This is a genomic window from Pseudarcicella hirudinis, assembly GCF_900115665.1.
In the GTDB taxonomy this organism is placed as follows: domain Bacteria; phylum Bacteroidota; class Bacteroidia; order Cytophagales; family Spirosomataceae; genus Pseudarcicella; species Pseudarcicella hirudinis.
Genome location: NZ_FOXH01000001.1, coordinates 186341 through 200670 on the forward strand (window position 1 = coordinate 186341; position 14330 = coordinate 200670).

At 40.1% G+C, this 14330-nt stretch carries 9 protein-coding genes; 6 read left to right on the top strand and 3 right to left on the bottom strand.

The genetic code is table 11. The features are described 5' to 3' along the window. The first annotated feature begins 85 nt into the window (after positions 1 to 85). The 4 genes from BM179_RS00620 to BM179_RS00635 all read left to right on the top strand — a co-directional run bounded on the left by BM179_RS00620 (position 86) and on the right by BM179_RS00635 (position 8150). Complete coding sequence (locus tag BM179_RS00620; RefSeq protein WP_229632869.1) at positions 86 to 3229, top strand: SusC/RagA family TonB-linked outer membrane protein; 3144 nt, start codon at positions 86 to 88, stop codon at positions 3227 to 3229. Between the two features lie 17 nt (positions 3230 to 3246). Beyond that, the gene (locus tag BM179_RS00625) at positions 3247 to 4929 is read left to right on the top strand and encodes a RagB/SusD family nutrient uptake outer membrane protein (RefSeq protein WP_092011942.1); all 1683 of its coding nucleotides are present in this window, start codon (positions 3247 to 3249) and stop codon (positions 4927 to 4929) included. 93 nt (positions 4930 to 5022) lie between these two features. Beyond that, complete coding sequence (locus BM179_RS00630) at positions 5023 to 6492, top strand: RICIN domain-containing protein (protein ID WP_092010580.1); 1470 nt, start codon at positions 5023 to 5025, stop codon at positions 6490 to 6492. A 44-nt stretch (positions 6493 to 6536) separates the two neighbouring features. Further along, complete coding sequence (locus BM179_RS00635) at positions 6537 to 8150, top strand: glycoside hydrolase (RefSeq protein ID WP_177219265.1); 1614 nt, start codon at positions 6537 to 6539, stop codon at positions 8148 to 8150. Positions 8151 to 8226: 76 nt separating this feature from the next. On the opposite strand, the gene BM179_RS00640 is transcribed toward BM179_RS00635, so the two are convergent. Both BM179_RS00640 and BM179_RS00645 read right to left on the bottom strand, forming a co-directional pair. After that, complete coding sequence (locus BM179_RS00640; protein WP_092010586.1) at positions 8227 to 9297, bottom strand: carboxypeptidase-like regulatory domain-containing protein; 1071 nt, start codon at positions 9295 to 9297, stop codon at positions 8227 to 8229. Positions 9298 to 9622: 325 nt separating this feature from the next. Further along, on the bottom strand, positions 9623 to 10465 hold the full coding sequence (locus BM179_RS00645) for a ThuA domain-containing protein (protein WP_092010590.1): 843 nt from the start codon (positions 10463 to 10465) through the stop codon (positions 9623 to 9625). A 381-nt stretch (positions 10466 to 10846) separates the two neighbouring features. Here BM179_RS00645 and BM179_RS00650 point away from each other — a divergent pair, with 381 nt between their 5' ends. Next, positions 10847 to 12013 carry a Gfo/Idh/MocA family protein gene (locus BM179_RS00650; RefSeq protein ID WP_092010593.1) on the top strand — a complete coding sequence of 389 codons (1167 nt, stop codon included), beginning with the start codon at positions 10847 to 10849 and terminating at the stop codon, positions 12011 to 12013. Between the two features lie 58 nt (positions 12014 to 12071). Here the strand turns inward: BM179_RS00650 and BM179_RS00655 are convergent, their stop codons facing one another. Beyond that, positions 12072 to 12869 (bottom strand): alpha/beta fold hydrolase, encoded by a 798-nt coding sequence (locus BM179_RS00655; protein ID WP_092011945.1) that lies wholly within the window; start codon positions 12867 to 12869, stop codon positions 12072 to 12074. 287 nt (positions 12870 to 13156) lie between these two features. Between BM179_RS00655 and BM179_RS00660 the strand changes: the two genes are divergently transcribed. After that, entirely contained in the window at positions 13157 to 14089 is a 933-nt protein-coding gene (locus BM179_RS00660; protein ID WP_092011948.1) for an alpha/beta hydrolase, read from the top strand. The last annotated feature ends 241 nt before the right edge of the window (positions 14090 to 14330 follow it).

The following is a 14330-nucleotide window of genomic DNA, read 5'->3' on the forward strand; positions in this document are numbered from 1 at the left end:
GTATAGATATAGTCCTAGTTTTGCTACAAAAAATTACAATAATAATTCTCACGATTTTTCTCCATTTAAACAATTTCATTAAGAAATGAAAAAAACTTTATCTGACCGGCAGGTCTTACCCTGCAAAAAATCGGCAAAAATGAACCTGTTCAACCCGGGATTTTCTTTGCTTTTTTATCTTTTACTGCTGCTTATTACGTCCGTTCCGGCTTTTTCCCAGTCTGAAAAAAAGATCAGCGGAACGGTACTTGACGAACAAGGTCTGGCACTTCCCGGTGCAAGTGTTCAGTTTAAAGGTTCCTCCATCGGTACCTCTACTGATGCAAACGGAAAGTACTCCCTGAATGTCCCGAATAATACGGGTTCATTGGTATTTTCCTTTGTAGGTTATAGTCCTTTGGAAATACCTATTGCCGGAAAATCTGTGGTAGATGCTAAATTAAATGTTGAAAATACAGCCCTGACAGAAGTAGTGGTTGTAGGATACGGTACGCAGAAAAAGGCCACACTGACCGGTTCGGTTTCTGAAGTAAAAGGAACAGAAATTGTGAAAAGTCCCCAGCCCAATTTATCGAACTCCTTAGCGGGTCGCTTTTCGGGTTTTGTGGCAAATAACCGCGGAGGTGAACCAGGTTATGATGGATCAAGCTATACGGTAAGAGGCTTTGCTTCTACAGGTAACAACGATGTACTGATTGTAGTTGACGGGGTGCCGGGTCAGGTTGGTGGTTTAGAGCGCCTTGACCCGAATGATGTGGAAAGTATCTCAATTCTGAAAGATGCTTCTGCCGCCGTATATGGAAGCAGGGCAGCGAATGGTGTAATTCTGGTTACAACAAAAAGAGGAGGAAAGGGTAAACCTACCATTTCATATAGTTTTAACCAGGGCTTCAGTTCTCCTACCAGACTTCCGAAACTGGCAGATGCCCCCACTTACGCTGCAATTCTTAATGAAATTGATTATTACAACAATCCGGCAGGAGGGATGAATCAGCATTACAGTGCAGATGAAATCAATAAATTCAGAAATGGGTCAGACCCGATTAATTACCCTAATACCGACTGGCAGAAAGAAACGCTCAAAAGTGTAGCTCTTCAAAATCAGCATAACCTCAGTATCAACGGAGGGTCGGATAATACGAAATACTATTTGTCGATCGGGACAATTTACCAGGATGGATTGTACAAAAACGGAGCAACTCAATACAACCAGTATAATTTCAGGTCTAACGTAGATGCCAATATTACTGAACGTTTGAAAGTAAGTTTGTCATTGGCGGGTCGTCAGGAAGATCGTCAATATCCTACCTCAGGAGCAGGAAATATCTTCCGTTCTATTTACCGGGCATATCCTACAGTAGTTTCAGTTTACCCGAACGGACTGCCTTCTACGGGTGTTGAAAATAATAACCCTGTGATGCTGGGTACTTCAGTCGGAGGACTCAGTAAAAACCCGACTACTGTTTTCAACGGAATACTGAGAGCAAGTTATGCTCTTCCATTTGTTAATGGTTTAACAATAGATGGTTTTTACTCGGTTGACAGGTCTTATAATTTCACCAAAACATTCAATACGCCATATCCGCTTTATTCATATGACAAAGCAAACGATGTTTATAACCGCGTGATTACGGGAGGATCTGCCGGAGCAGCGACATTAACGCAGGATGAAACGAATATTTCGAATATCGTGCAGAACATTAAGCTGAATTATGCTTTACATACCGGAAAGCATAATATCACTGCCCTGGTATCATATGAGCAAAGCCAGAACAAACAGGAAAAGTTCGGTGCTTCAAGAATCAATTACCCGACAGTTTCAACACCGGAATTATCACAGGGTGGAGCTGCTGCAACTGATAAAAACAACTATGGAAGCAGTTATAACTTCACCAGAAAAAGTTATATCAGCAGAATCGCTTATAATTTCAATGAGAAATACCTGGCAGAAGTGCAGGCGCGTGTGGATGGCTCTTCTATTTTCCCGGAAGGTAAACAGTATGGTTTCTTCTCATCTGTTTCGGCAGGCTGGAGAATCTCTGAAGAACCCTGGTTTAAAAACAGGGTAAAAGGTGTCGATGACCTGAAACTGAGAGCTTCTTATGGTTCATTGGGGAATGATAACGTTGGTCAGTTCCAGTATTATAACAATTATTCCTTCAATAATACCTATGTAATCGGTTCGAATGTAATTCACCCGGGTATTGACCTGACCAAATTAGCTAATCCGGATATTACCTGGGAAGTTGCTAAAAAGATGGATCTTGGTTTAAATGCAGTATTGTTCAGAAATATTTCATGGGAGTTTATCTATTTTCAGCAGCAGCGTTCTAACATTCTTGCCACCAGAAATGCTTCTATTCCTAATATTTCCGGAATAGTTAACCCTTACGGTTCAGGAGCACTGGTTCCTGATGAGAATATCGGAAAAGTAGATAACAGCGGTTTTGAAACCAGCGTTGGGTATAGCCATTCCGGAGATTTCAGGTATAATATTTCTGCGAATTTTACTTATGCCAAAAGTAATGTGGTATTCATAGATGAAGCTGCGGGAGCTTTGCCTTATCAGCGTCAGACAGGTCGTCCTTTGTACACCTATCAATTGTATAATGCCATAGGTATTTTCAGAACACAGGCAGATCTGGATAAATATCCGCATGTAAACGGAGCCAGACTAGGAGACTTAATTCTGGAGGATTATAACAAAGACGGTAAGATTACAGCAGATGACCAGATCAGAACAGAATACGGAAATGTGCCTCAGATTATGTATGGCGTTGTATTCAATGCAGGTTATAAAAACTTCGATCTTTCTTTTGTTTTATCCGGACAGGCTAAAGTGAGCCAGTATGTATTGCCGGAATCAGGTCAGGTAGGGAACTTCTACAGCAGCTGGGCAGATAACCGCTGGAGTCCGAGTAATCCTGACGGAACTTATCCGCGTGTAGATACCAGAGCTTCTTCTTCCATTAACGGAGGTTTGTATAACAGTACTTTCTGGTTAAATGATGCTTCTTTCGTCCGTTTGAAAAATGTTGAAATTGGATACACTTTGCCTAAATCTTTGCTGAGTTCGCTTAAAATTCAACAGATTCGTGTGTATGCCAACGCCTTCAACCTCCTGACATTTACAGGTGTGAAAGATTATGATCCTGAAGGAAACAGTACCAGCGGTCAGTTTTATCCGCAGCAGAGAATCATCAATCTTGGGGTAAATGTTAAGTTTTAATGTTAAAATATCTGAAAATGAAATCTAAAAATATAATTGCTGTATCATCCATTCTTGCAGGGATATTCCTTTCTGTTTCTGCCTGTAAAACGGATTTTCTGAATGTCGTTCCGACGGACAGAGTTTCTGATGCCTCCATTCTTACCGATTCATCTTTATTCGAATCTTATGTAATAAACCGTTACATGGGCGTAAGATTAACTGATAAAGAAGCGGAAGGTACCCCTCCGGGATTTGGAAGAGGTTTCGAATATGCCATGTGGTCTTCTCTTACAGATGAGTCTATTTATAACAATGACGATAATACCTGGCTTGTACAAAAAGGGCAGCTAGCTCCGGAAAATACCGGAATTGCCGGTACACTTTGGGGAAGAAGTTATCGCAGTATCAGGGAAATTAATTATGCCCTTACCAATATTGCAAAAGTACCGATGAGTGTGGCACAGAAAAACCGTCTGACGGGAGAATTAAAATTTCTTCGTGCATTTCGTTACCAGGATCTTATCCGTAATTACGGAGGAGTAGTTTTGATGAGCGATAAAGTACTTGAGCTGGGAGATGACTTTGCCAACGCACCGATTTATACCAAATCTCCCATCAAGGATTGTATCGACTATGCTGTGGCACAATTAGATGAGGCAAGTAAACTTTTACCTGTAAATAACAGTAACTCCTGGCAATTGGGAAGAGCTACAAAAGGGGCAGCACTGGCATTAAAGTCGAGGTTGTTATTGTATGCAGCAAGTCCTTTGTACAATACCGGAACCTGGCAGGCGGCAGCGGCTTCTGCCAAAGAAGTTATGGACATGGGAAAATACAGCCTTTTTTCAAATGGTTATGATAAGTTATTCCTGACTCCGGAAAACAACCCGGAAATCATTTTTGAAAGATTATACACACAAGGTGCACGTCACGTATGTCTGGAAATTTCAAATGGTCCGAATAGTTATGGAGGATGGGGTGGAAATGTGCCGCTTCAGAACTTTGTGGATTCTTATGAAATGGATAATGGCAAGCCTATTACCGACCCTGCCTCGGGATATAATCCTCAGGACCCTTATAAGCACAGAGATCCTCGTTTTTACATGACGGTGCTTTACAATAATGCAGATTACAGAGCAAACTCTGTTCAATCCTATCTTCCGGGAGGGAAAGACAGTAAGGATGGCCCGTCTAACTGGAATACTTCGAAAACAGGGTATTATCTTAAAAAATTCATGAATGACAACCTGCCGATTGATAATCCCTGGGATATTGCAGGAACTCAACCCTGGATTTATTTCAGATATGCCGAAATACTCCTGAATTATGCAGAAGCACAGAATGAGGCGGCCGGACCGGATCAGACAGTTTATACGGCAGTAAATTCTATAAGAAACAGACCAGGTGTAAATATGCCGGCATTGCAGGCAGGTTTATCTCAGGCTCAAATGCGGGAAATAATCCGTCGGGAACGCCAGGTAGAATTGGCCTTTGAAGAACACCGGTATTATGATGTTCGTCGCTGGAAGGTTGCCGGCGTTACCGAAAATGTTCCTGCATACGGTATTGAAGTGATCAAAAACGGCAATACAGTTACCTATAACCGCAAAGAGGCGCTGACTGGTCGTCATTTTGAAGAAAAGAATTATTTCCTTCCGATTCCCAGAGCAGAAATTCAGGCTTCCAACGGAAAACTGGCACAAACGGCCGGATATTAAACCATAAATTTACCACCTTCCATTCCTCACCTTATTTGATTGAATGGAAGGTGTTTCTATCTAAACTAAATACAACTCTGATTATAACTAACTATGAAAAGAACAAATCTGTTAACAGTCCTCAGTATCGCTTGTTTGCTTAGCAATTGCAAGAGCGAAATGAATTTGAGTGAAATCCGGAATGATACAAAGGTGCTTCAAAACAGTAGCAGCCGGATTGCTGTAGTTGCCAATACTGTCAAAGGAATGAATTGGGCTGATGGCAGAGACAATTTTGTGGACGGATGGGTTATTCCTTCCGGACTGAGTGCTTCTGATAATTATGCTGCTGTTCAGACGAAATCCGATCTTGTTCTGACAGGTTTTCAAAATGCAGGAGCGAATACGATCAGACTTCCGATCAACCCAAACTCTGTACTGGAATCATGGTGGAATGCCTATACCGGAGCGATCGACAAAGCTACCGGTAAAGGTATGAATGTGGTGTTGTGCTGCTGGGAATCTGCTTCTTCGAAAGACGGAAAGGTTGATGACAGCACCCAGTTCTGGAATATGTGGCAAACCGTTATTACCAAATACGGTTCAAATGATAAAGTGCTTTTTGAAGTATTTAATGAACCATACGGTTATTCTTCCACTGAATTAAGAACACTTTATGCGGATTTCCTCACTAATTATCCGAATGTTCCGAGAGACAGGATTATTTTGGATGGTACGGGCTATGCTGATAATGTAACAGATATAGGGGCGGACAGCCGATTCAACAGTTGTTTGTTATCCTTGCATAATTATACATGGTTTGGCGGAAACCTTACAACTCCCTCTGCCTGGGAACAGAATGTACAGAACCACATCGGAAGTTATGGCAGCCGTACCATTGTAACTGAATTTGGTGCCGGACTTACAGGTGGCAAAAACTATCTTGGAGCAGCAAATGGTGACGTTGAGGTTGCCTATTTGCAGGGAATGACTAATAAAATCAAAAGCAGCCAGATGGGAAGTATTTACTGGCCGGGTCTCAGAGATGGAGACAGCTATAGTTTATTTACTTTCAATGGATCAGTAATGTCGCTTAATAATATTTCAGCCCTTGCCAGAATCCAGTACGGCTGGAGTATGATTCCGGTAACAAACGGTTCTACTTATAAAGTTTCGGCAAGACATAGCGGAAAAGTATTGGATATCAACGCGGCTGCCACTACCAACGGAGCCATATTACAGCAATGGGATTGGGCAAACGGGAGTAACCAGAAATGGATTATTTCAGAAACAGATCCGGGTGTGTATAAATTTATTGCGCAGCATAGCAGTAAAGGTCTCGATGTGAACGGAGGAGCAACCGCTTACAGTAATGGCGCATACCTTGAGCAATGGGATTATTACGGAGGAGATAATCAGAAATTTGCAATTGTGAGCATTGGAGGAGGATACTATGCCATTGTCGCCAAACACAGCGGAAAAGTATTTGATGTAAATGGTCAGAGCACAGCCAATGGTGCAGGAATTTTACAATGGCAATATTCAGGAAATACTAATCAGAATTGGCAGTTTAGTCTGCTTTAAAATGAATAAAGGCTGTAATGCCGGTCAATCACAAATCTAAAATAATGAGTTTAAGAACGCAGCAAAGACAAAAAGTATCATTATTCGCACGGCAGAAGAAATGGCTGCTGATTTACGGTTTTCTATTTTCAGTAACAGGCTGTTCTAAAGCGCAGATCAGCTCAGATAATGCAAAATCCGGTCTGGAAAATAAGGAGGTTGTCATAACGATTGATGCCTCCGGAACATACCAGAAAATAGATCATTTCGGTGCTTCGGATGCCTGGTCATGTCAGTTTGTAGGAAACTGGCCTGATGCCGGAAGAAATGCAATCGCGGATTTGCTTTTTAGTCAGGATACCACCGCTAATGGCCAGCCTCTGGGAATAGGATTATCTGTCTGGCGCTTCAATATCGGAGCAGGAAGTACCCTGCAAGATGAGGGAAGCGGTATTGGCGATGAATGGAGAAGGGCGGATTCCTTCTTGAATGATGACGGAAGTTATAACTGGGATAGACAAGCCGGACAAATATGGTTTCTGAATGCGGCTAAAAAGCGCAGGGTAAATCAGTTCCTGGCTTTTACAAATTCTCCGCCCGTTCAATATACAGTCAATAAAAAAGCTTTTGCCACAGCAGGGAAATCGAATCTGAGTGTCGATAAATTTGATGCTTTTGCCAGCTTCCTTACCAATGTTATCAAAGGGGTGAAAAATAAAACAGGGATTTTGTTTGACTACATAAGTCCGGTCAATGAACCTCAGTGGGAATGGAGTGATGGCGGACAGGAAGGAACGCCTTTTAATAACAGTGAAATTGCCGGCATTACCCGATCACTCAGTGCAAGTCTGATTAAACAAAATCTCTCGACCAAAATTAGTGTGGCAGAAGCAGGGCAGCTTGACTTTCTTTATTCTGCCGGCAATAATCCTGTGAAAGGAAATCAGGTTACAGATTTTTTCAGAACGGATTCTCCTAATTACCTCGGAAATCTGCCTAATCTTGAAAAAGCAATTTCCGGACATAGCTATTTCACCAGTTCTCCTTTTGAACAGGCTTCGGAAAAAAGAAGACAATTGGCCGGAAGTGTTTCTGCTATTCCTTCTTTAAAGTACTGGATGTCAGAATATTGTATTCTTGGGGATAATTCCGGTGAAATGAACGGTAATAAAAAAGACCTCGGTATTGATCCGGCATTGTATGTGGCAAGAACTATCCATAATGACCTGGTAAACGGAAATGCTTCGGCATGGCACTGGTGGGTAGCGATTTCTCCTTACGACTATAAGGATGGGCTGATTTATATTGATAAAGCGAAAACAGACGGTAGTTTTAATACCAGTAAAATGTTGTGGGGCTTTGGCAATTTCAGCAGATTTATCAGACCCGGAGCGGAGCGTATTTCAGCCTCGCTTGAAAACGCTGACGCTCAAAGCAATCTGTTTCTGGTTTCTTCCTATAAAGACCTTGCAGCAAAACAGCTTGTCACGGTTATTGTAAACTCAGGAATCAATCCGGTCAATATAAAACTTGCTATCAGAAATCTGAAGGTAACGGCTGTTCGTCCGTTTATTACTTCAAAAGATGCAGATTTAAAACCTGCGGCATTAACGAAATCGGATCAGGTCATTACCATTCCTGCCCGTTCTGTTACCACATTGGTTGGAGATATCCTTTAGTATTTCTGATGAAATTTCCTTTGATTTACCGGAGACTGAAACTTGTTTTCAGTCTCCGTTTTTTATGCCCCGGCTCTTACTCAGACTCTGTGCCATAGTCATCGGGTAAAAGTACAGAAAAGCCTTCATTTCCCCAGTAATCGTGCAAAGAGACCCTGTTGGGTTTTAGAATCCAGCCGTTTTTAGTAAATGACATAGATGAATTGGGGAGGACAACCGTCGCATATTTATAAGGATAGTCGAGATATATGTTCTGATAATCAGGAATATCCGTAAGAAATATCATCAGAGGTTTATCGGAATGAAGTACATATTCCTCATTAGTTTCATCGTAAAAGAATATATCCTCTAAATCACATTTGGAAATATTCTGATAGGCAATTTCTTTTCCTATCGTATTATTATTGGCAATAAACTTTCTGTTAAGGTGATTGGTTTTAAAAATGACAAAACAGGCTTCCTGCACGTTATTATGGGAAAGTGAAACAAGAAAACTGCGAAATGAATTCTGATAGGCTTTTTTTCGGTTTGTCTCCCACAAAATCTTTTGCTCCTCGCTGGCAGGTTGTAGCTTCTCAAAAAACTTGTCGATGGTGAAATAGGTTTCAATGCCGTTAGAAATGAACAAAGACATTTGCAGAGTCATTTTATAACCCAAAGCATTATTCTGAATATAGAATGGTTCTTCTGCGGAGGCTACTACATTTTTATCTTCATCGTATTGTAAATGAATAACATCCGCATTGAGTATTTTGCAACTTCTGGTAAACTCAGATTCACCCAGCAACCCGCTTTCGAAAATCCTCCATTTATGTTTGAAGCTCTTGTCTCTTTTAGCAACAACTTTAACTTCCTCCAGCATATTAGACCTGAGCCGAACTGTGAGGTCTGTATGATTTATCGCAGCGAATCCGGTAAAGGAAATAATCAGATTTATTTTAGGAATAGTATTAGGGATTTTTAATCTGAATTCCCCTTTTTCATTACTGACAGTATGTAATGAGGTATTGTTTGCATATACATTGGCAAACTCAACAGGATTTTGTTTTTCATCAAGAACTCTGCCTTTAATTTCCCAGTAATTATTCGTCTGAGCAAAACCAATTTGCCAAAGCAATAAGGCCCATAAAATAATTGATAGCTTCATGAAATATTACTGAAAAGTTGGAACAATTATTTTAAAGGACCCTTGAGCTAATTGGAAATAAACCTGATAAAATGGTTTAACTGACCTCTATTTTTATTTATACCTGATACCCGACAGAGTAAGGAGCAGGAAGTTTCAATTCTTTCCACCCTTTCCTTTCTATGCACCTATATGTATCTGCTATCTTGCCCTATGTTTCTATGTGCCCTATGTTCCTATGTGGTTACAATGTTCCTATGTGGTTACAATGTGGTAATAATATTTCTATGTGCCCTATGCTCCTATGTGGTTACAATGTTTCTATGTAGTTACAATGTAGTTACAATTAACGCTTTGCCCGGTTCCCCAACCATAATAACCCATCAATAATCAGCTTGTTTTGAGTCTCATTGGCAAACTGGAAAGAAAGTTCTTTGTTTGTCTTATGCTCATAATCAATATCATTATGACCCATATTGACGTAAAGCATTTTATAGTTTTTGTTAGTCCAAACCACCGGATAATAGCCACTATGCCAGATTTCATGCAATTTGGGGCCGGTTCCCAATGGAAAACTTGTAGAGTCGATTGACAAAAGGATCTTAATATCAGGATTTTTGCGCAAATCATTAGTCCAGCTATACCATTCATTCGGAGAAGACTTGAATGTTGCCGGAAGGTGTCTGATTGCCGGATGTTTTGGATCTTCCACCCTTAAAATAGCTGAAGTAGGTCTCCAGGTATTTCCTTTATAAGAACCGGCACCGATAAACTGATTATGATACCAGTCCCAGTTTTGAGGATATGTAGAAGGAGTGAGGGCGAATCCTGCAAAATGAAAACCCATCCAGGCACCGCCATTTTCCATATATTTTTGAAAAGCCTCTCTTTGAGCAGGTTCTTCGGGGCGGGTGTCGAGAAAAAGCACTACCTGATATTTGGCAAGAAACTCTGCATTAAGATTGTTCCAGTTATTCGTTGAGTCATAAGTAAAATGATATTTCTTTGCTATTTCCGGAAACCACCGGTTCGCTTCATGTACATAGCTGATGTGAGCCTGATCATTTTTAGCCGTATAAAAAGCAATGACCTTAAATTTGGAAGGACTTTTCTGGGCCGGTAAAACAGTAGTGAAACAAAAATAAATGATAAAGAAAAATAGCGTTTTGAGTAATACTTTGCAGTTCATAGTAGGAAGATTGTTTATAAAATTCAGTTAAATGGTATGCTACAGGAGATTTTAAAATAGTTTTTCAGAAGTTCTTTAAACAGTATCCCGTTTGTATTTCATAATTTCAGCGAATGTACTTAATTTATGGATTGTTGCATGACCTGTTTTATGAAGTTTTCCGGATGAATTTTTGTAATATGCTGATAATCAGTATAAAATCAGGGGTTTTTTCTTAAGTTGTTAAAAATATTATAAAAATTGGGTAAAGATTAAACACTTAAGACTTTAACAGATAAATGCATAAAGCAACCGATTGCATAAAATGAAAAAATGATGAAATTACAGCATTTCTTATCTTTTCAGCACATTCAAAACTTGTACTAAAATTTTATTTAACTGATGGAAAAACAACAGAATAACCGACGTTCATTTCTAATAAACTCATTAGGCACTGCCGCAGGATTAATGGTAGGTTCTGCCATCGGATCAGAAGCCTATGGCCATTCCAAAACATCTTCTTTTCCGGAGGATTTGCCAAAGGTTTATGCTGAACCCAGAATCAGATTTTCAGTAATCGGAATGAATCACGGGCATATCTATTCGCAGGTAGAAGCAGTGATCAGAGGTGGAGGACAGCTTGTTTCATATTATGCCAAAGAAGCCGATTTACTGACAGCTTTTGCAAAGAAATATCCACAGGCGAAACTTGCATCAGGAGAGAAGGAAATTCTGGAAGATAAAACGATACAGCTTGTCTTAAGTTCCGCAATTTCAGATGAAAGAGCCCCATTGGGAATCAGAGTTATGAAGCATGGCAAAGATTTTATGGTTGATAAACCGGGAATCACTACCCTTGAACAATTGACAGAAGTGCGTAAAGTCCAGAAAGAAACCGGTCGTATTTATTCTATCATGTTCAGTGAAAGATTTGAAAACCGTGCTACGGTAAAAGCCGGAGAATTGGTAAAATCCGGAGCCATCGGTACTGTAATTCAAACGATTGGTTTAGGACCTCACAGAATTAACGCCAGTTCCCGCCCTGCCTGGTTTTTCGACAGCAAACATTTTGGAGGAATTATCTGCGATATTGCCTCGCACCAGTGTGATCAGTTTTTGTTTTTTACCGGTTCTACCAAGGCAGAAGTGGTAGCTTCTCAGATTGGAAATGTGAACCATTCTCAATATCCTAAATTTGAAGATTTTGGAGATTTGATGCTCAAAGGAGACAAAGGAACAGGTTATATCAGAGTTGACTGGTTTACGCCGGATGGATTGAAAACCTGGGGTGATGGAAGATTAACTATTTTAGGGACAGAAGGTTATATTGAAATTCGCAAGAATATTGACATTGCCGGCCGGGAAGGAGGAAGCCACCTTTTTCTGGTAAATCAGAAGGAAACGGTTTATATGGATTGCAGTAAAGAACCTCTTCCGTACGGAGAACAACTTGTTAATGATGTCTTAAACAGAACTGAAACAGCTATGTCGCAGGAACATTGTTTTCTGGCAACAGAGCTTGCCTTAAAAGCACAGAAAAATGCCAGAAGACTGGAGTTAACTAAATAAAAACATCCGTTTTATCATTCCGGAGAATCAGGACTTTTATTGATTTTCCGGAATAACTTTAAAGACTTTCCTGCAAAATAATCGCTGCCAGAACACCCGGCATAGAAAAGAAGGGAGAATGGCTGCTTGGCAAACTATAGGTTTTTGTTAAACCATAATTTTTCACCATTATTTGTTGTAGTGAATAAGTAACCGCCTGATCATTAATAGTATATATGTAAGTTTTTGGTATTTTTCCGAAACGGGAATCCGTTAAGCTGACCGGAGTGGCCAGCGGACTTAAAGGATCGGCTTTATGATTTTTAATCAGTTTACTGACATCATTTTCCGGAGCATCAGCAGCAAAAACTTCTTTAATACCGTCTTTGGCAATGCTTCCGGAACCATGTTGATTATCAATGTTCAGGTATTTTCCGATCAGGCTTCCTTTATCAAGGTCGGCAAGCTGAATAATTGCCTCTCCGTTTTTAGGTAAATACGCTCCTGCATAAATCAGTTGATGAATCTGATCAGGAATTTGCTCTGCTGCCTGACTGATTACGATTCCTCCCATACTGTGTCCGACGAGTGTAACGTTTTTCCTGGAACCAATAGCCTTTTTCAAAGCAATAACATAATCATCAAGTTGAATTTTTTCCGGAGCAGTCTGGTCTTTTCCATGTCCGGGAAGATTAACTGCAATTACCTCATGTCCTTTTGATCGGAGAACAGGAACAACCTTATCCCAGACGGAAGCATCCATCCAGGCACCATGTACCAGCACAATGGTATTCGGGTTTTGATGAGAAATTGTTTGTGACAGGATTATTTCAGACCCGATAAAGATCAGGAAAATGCTCAGTATGATTGTTTTCATGGTATGGTTTTCTTTGATTACCAATGATTTATAGTTATCATTCAAGGTAAATGTAAGTAAAAGCTGAACATTGCAATATTTCCATTGCTATTATTTATCCAGCGTAGCGGAATTACTATGATTTCGGGAAAAATTGTGAAATAATGGTCTGATTCTACAATGCAAAGCCTGATTATTTTCAGAATAAAATTAACCGTTTATCTTTATGAAAATATCTGTAAAATCTATTTTAGGCCTGGATTCTTAGCAGATATTCTCATTTCTCCTGAAAATTAAAAACTATGAAAATGATTAAAACCTTACGTTCCAAATCTTTATTTCAGCTTACTTTATGGCTGGTGATTTTTACAGGTTTCCATGGAAAAGCACAGTCTTCAAATCCTGTTTTACGACTTTTTCCTCCCAATACCAGGGTTATAGAGAACGTTCCTTATGCAAATGATACCTTGAAAAAGCATCTTTTAGACATTTATCTGCCGGAAAAGGCAAAGGCAAATACACCGCTGGTTATCTGGATTCACGGAGGTGCCTGGATGCTCAATAACAAGTATGCCGATATGGGGTATATGGAAAATACCCTGAAAGCAATTCTTGATAATGGATATGCCCTGGCTTCAATTGATTATCGTTACAGCACAGAGGCAATATTTCCGGCGCAGGTGCAGGATTGTAACCAGGCAATAGCATTTTTGTACGATAATGCCGGGAAATATGGTCTGAGCAAAGAAAAATTTGCCCTGATGGGTTTTTCCGCCGGAGGACATCTGGCTTCCCTGATTGGTTTATCGAACAATAACCAGATTAAATCCTTTTATCCGCAAAATGCAAAAGCCGGATTCAGCATAAAAGCTGTTGTTGATTTTTACGGCCCTGCTGATTTTCTGGCAGGAATCAGAAATGAAGATAAAATAACCGGAGATTTAAAAGATCCGGTATCCATATTATTGGGAGCTGCTCCCCTGCAAAGGCCGGATTTGGCAAAAATTGCCAGTCCTGTTAGTTATATCGACAAAAATGATCCTCCTTTTCTGATTATTCACGGGGAGAAAGACGCTTCTGTTCCGGTCAATCAATCTGTGTTGTTAAATTCCTGGTTACAGCTAAACGGCCTTAGCCATGAGTTGATCGTCGTGCCCGATGCGCCACATTTTGGAAAGATGTTTGATGCGGAGTACATCCGAAACAAAGTTGTACTTTTCTTATTCAATAATTTAAAATAGACCTGTCTGTTAAGAACACAGTTTTAATAATTCCCGCATTTCCGGCTGGAATTATTAAATTTGCTTAGTTCTTTGTAAATTTCTGTACATTAAAAAGATCAAAGAAAAGAAACTTAAAACAGGTAATCAGTTTCATCATTCCGGAAAAACAGGGGAATCTTTGACGTATATGAAATATGGTTAGAGATAACCTTCACTGGAATCGGATTGAAGGTTACGGCAGCCCCTGACTTTTAAACCG

Excerpts from the sequence above, each read along its gene's own strand:
- BM179_RS00620 (WP_229632869.1), top strand. The coding sequence starts at position 86 with ATGAAAAAAACTTTATCTGACCGGCAGGTCTTACCCTGCAAAAAATCG.
- BM179_RS00625 (WP_092011942.1), top strand. The coding sequence starts at position 3,247 with ATGAAATCTAAAAATATAATTGCTGTATCATCCATTCTTGCAGGGATA.
- BM179_RS00630 (WP_092010580.1), top strand. The coding sequence starts at position 5,023 with ATGAAAAGAACAAATCTGTTAACAGTCCTCAGTATCGCTTGTTTGCTT.
- BM179_RS00635 (WP_177219265.1), top strand. The coding sequence starts at position 6,537 with ATGAGTTTAAGAACGCAGCAAAGACAAAAAGTATCATTATTCGCACGG.
- BM179_RS00640 (WP_092010586.1), bottom strand. The coding sequence starts at position 9,297 with ATGAAGCTATCAATTATTTTATGGGCCTTATTGCTTTGGCAAATTGGT.
- BM179_RS00645 (WP_092010590.1), bottom strand. The coding sequence starts at position 10,465 with ATGAACTGCAAAGTATTACTCAAAACGCTATTTTTCTTTATCATTTAT.
- BM179_RS00650 (WP_092010593.1), top strand. The coding sequence starts at position 10,847 with ATGGAAAAACAACAGAATAACCGACGTTCATTTCTAATAAACTCATTA.
- BM179_RS00655 (WP_092011945.1), bottom strand. The coding sequence starts at position 12,869 with ATGAAAACAATCATACTGAGCATTTTCCTGATCTTTATCGGGTCTGAA.
- BM179_RS00660 (WP_092011948.1), top strand. The coding sequence starts at position 13,157 with ATGATTAAAACCTTACGTTCCAAATCTTTATTTCAGCTTACTTTATGG.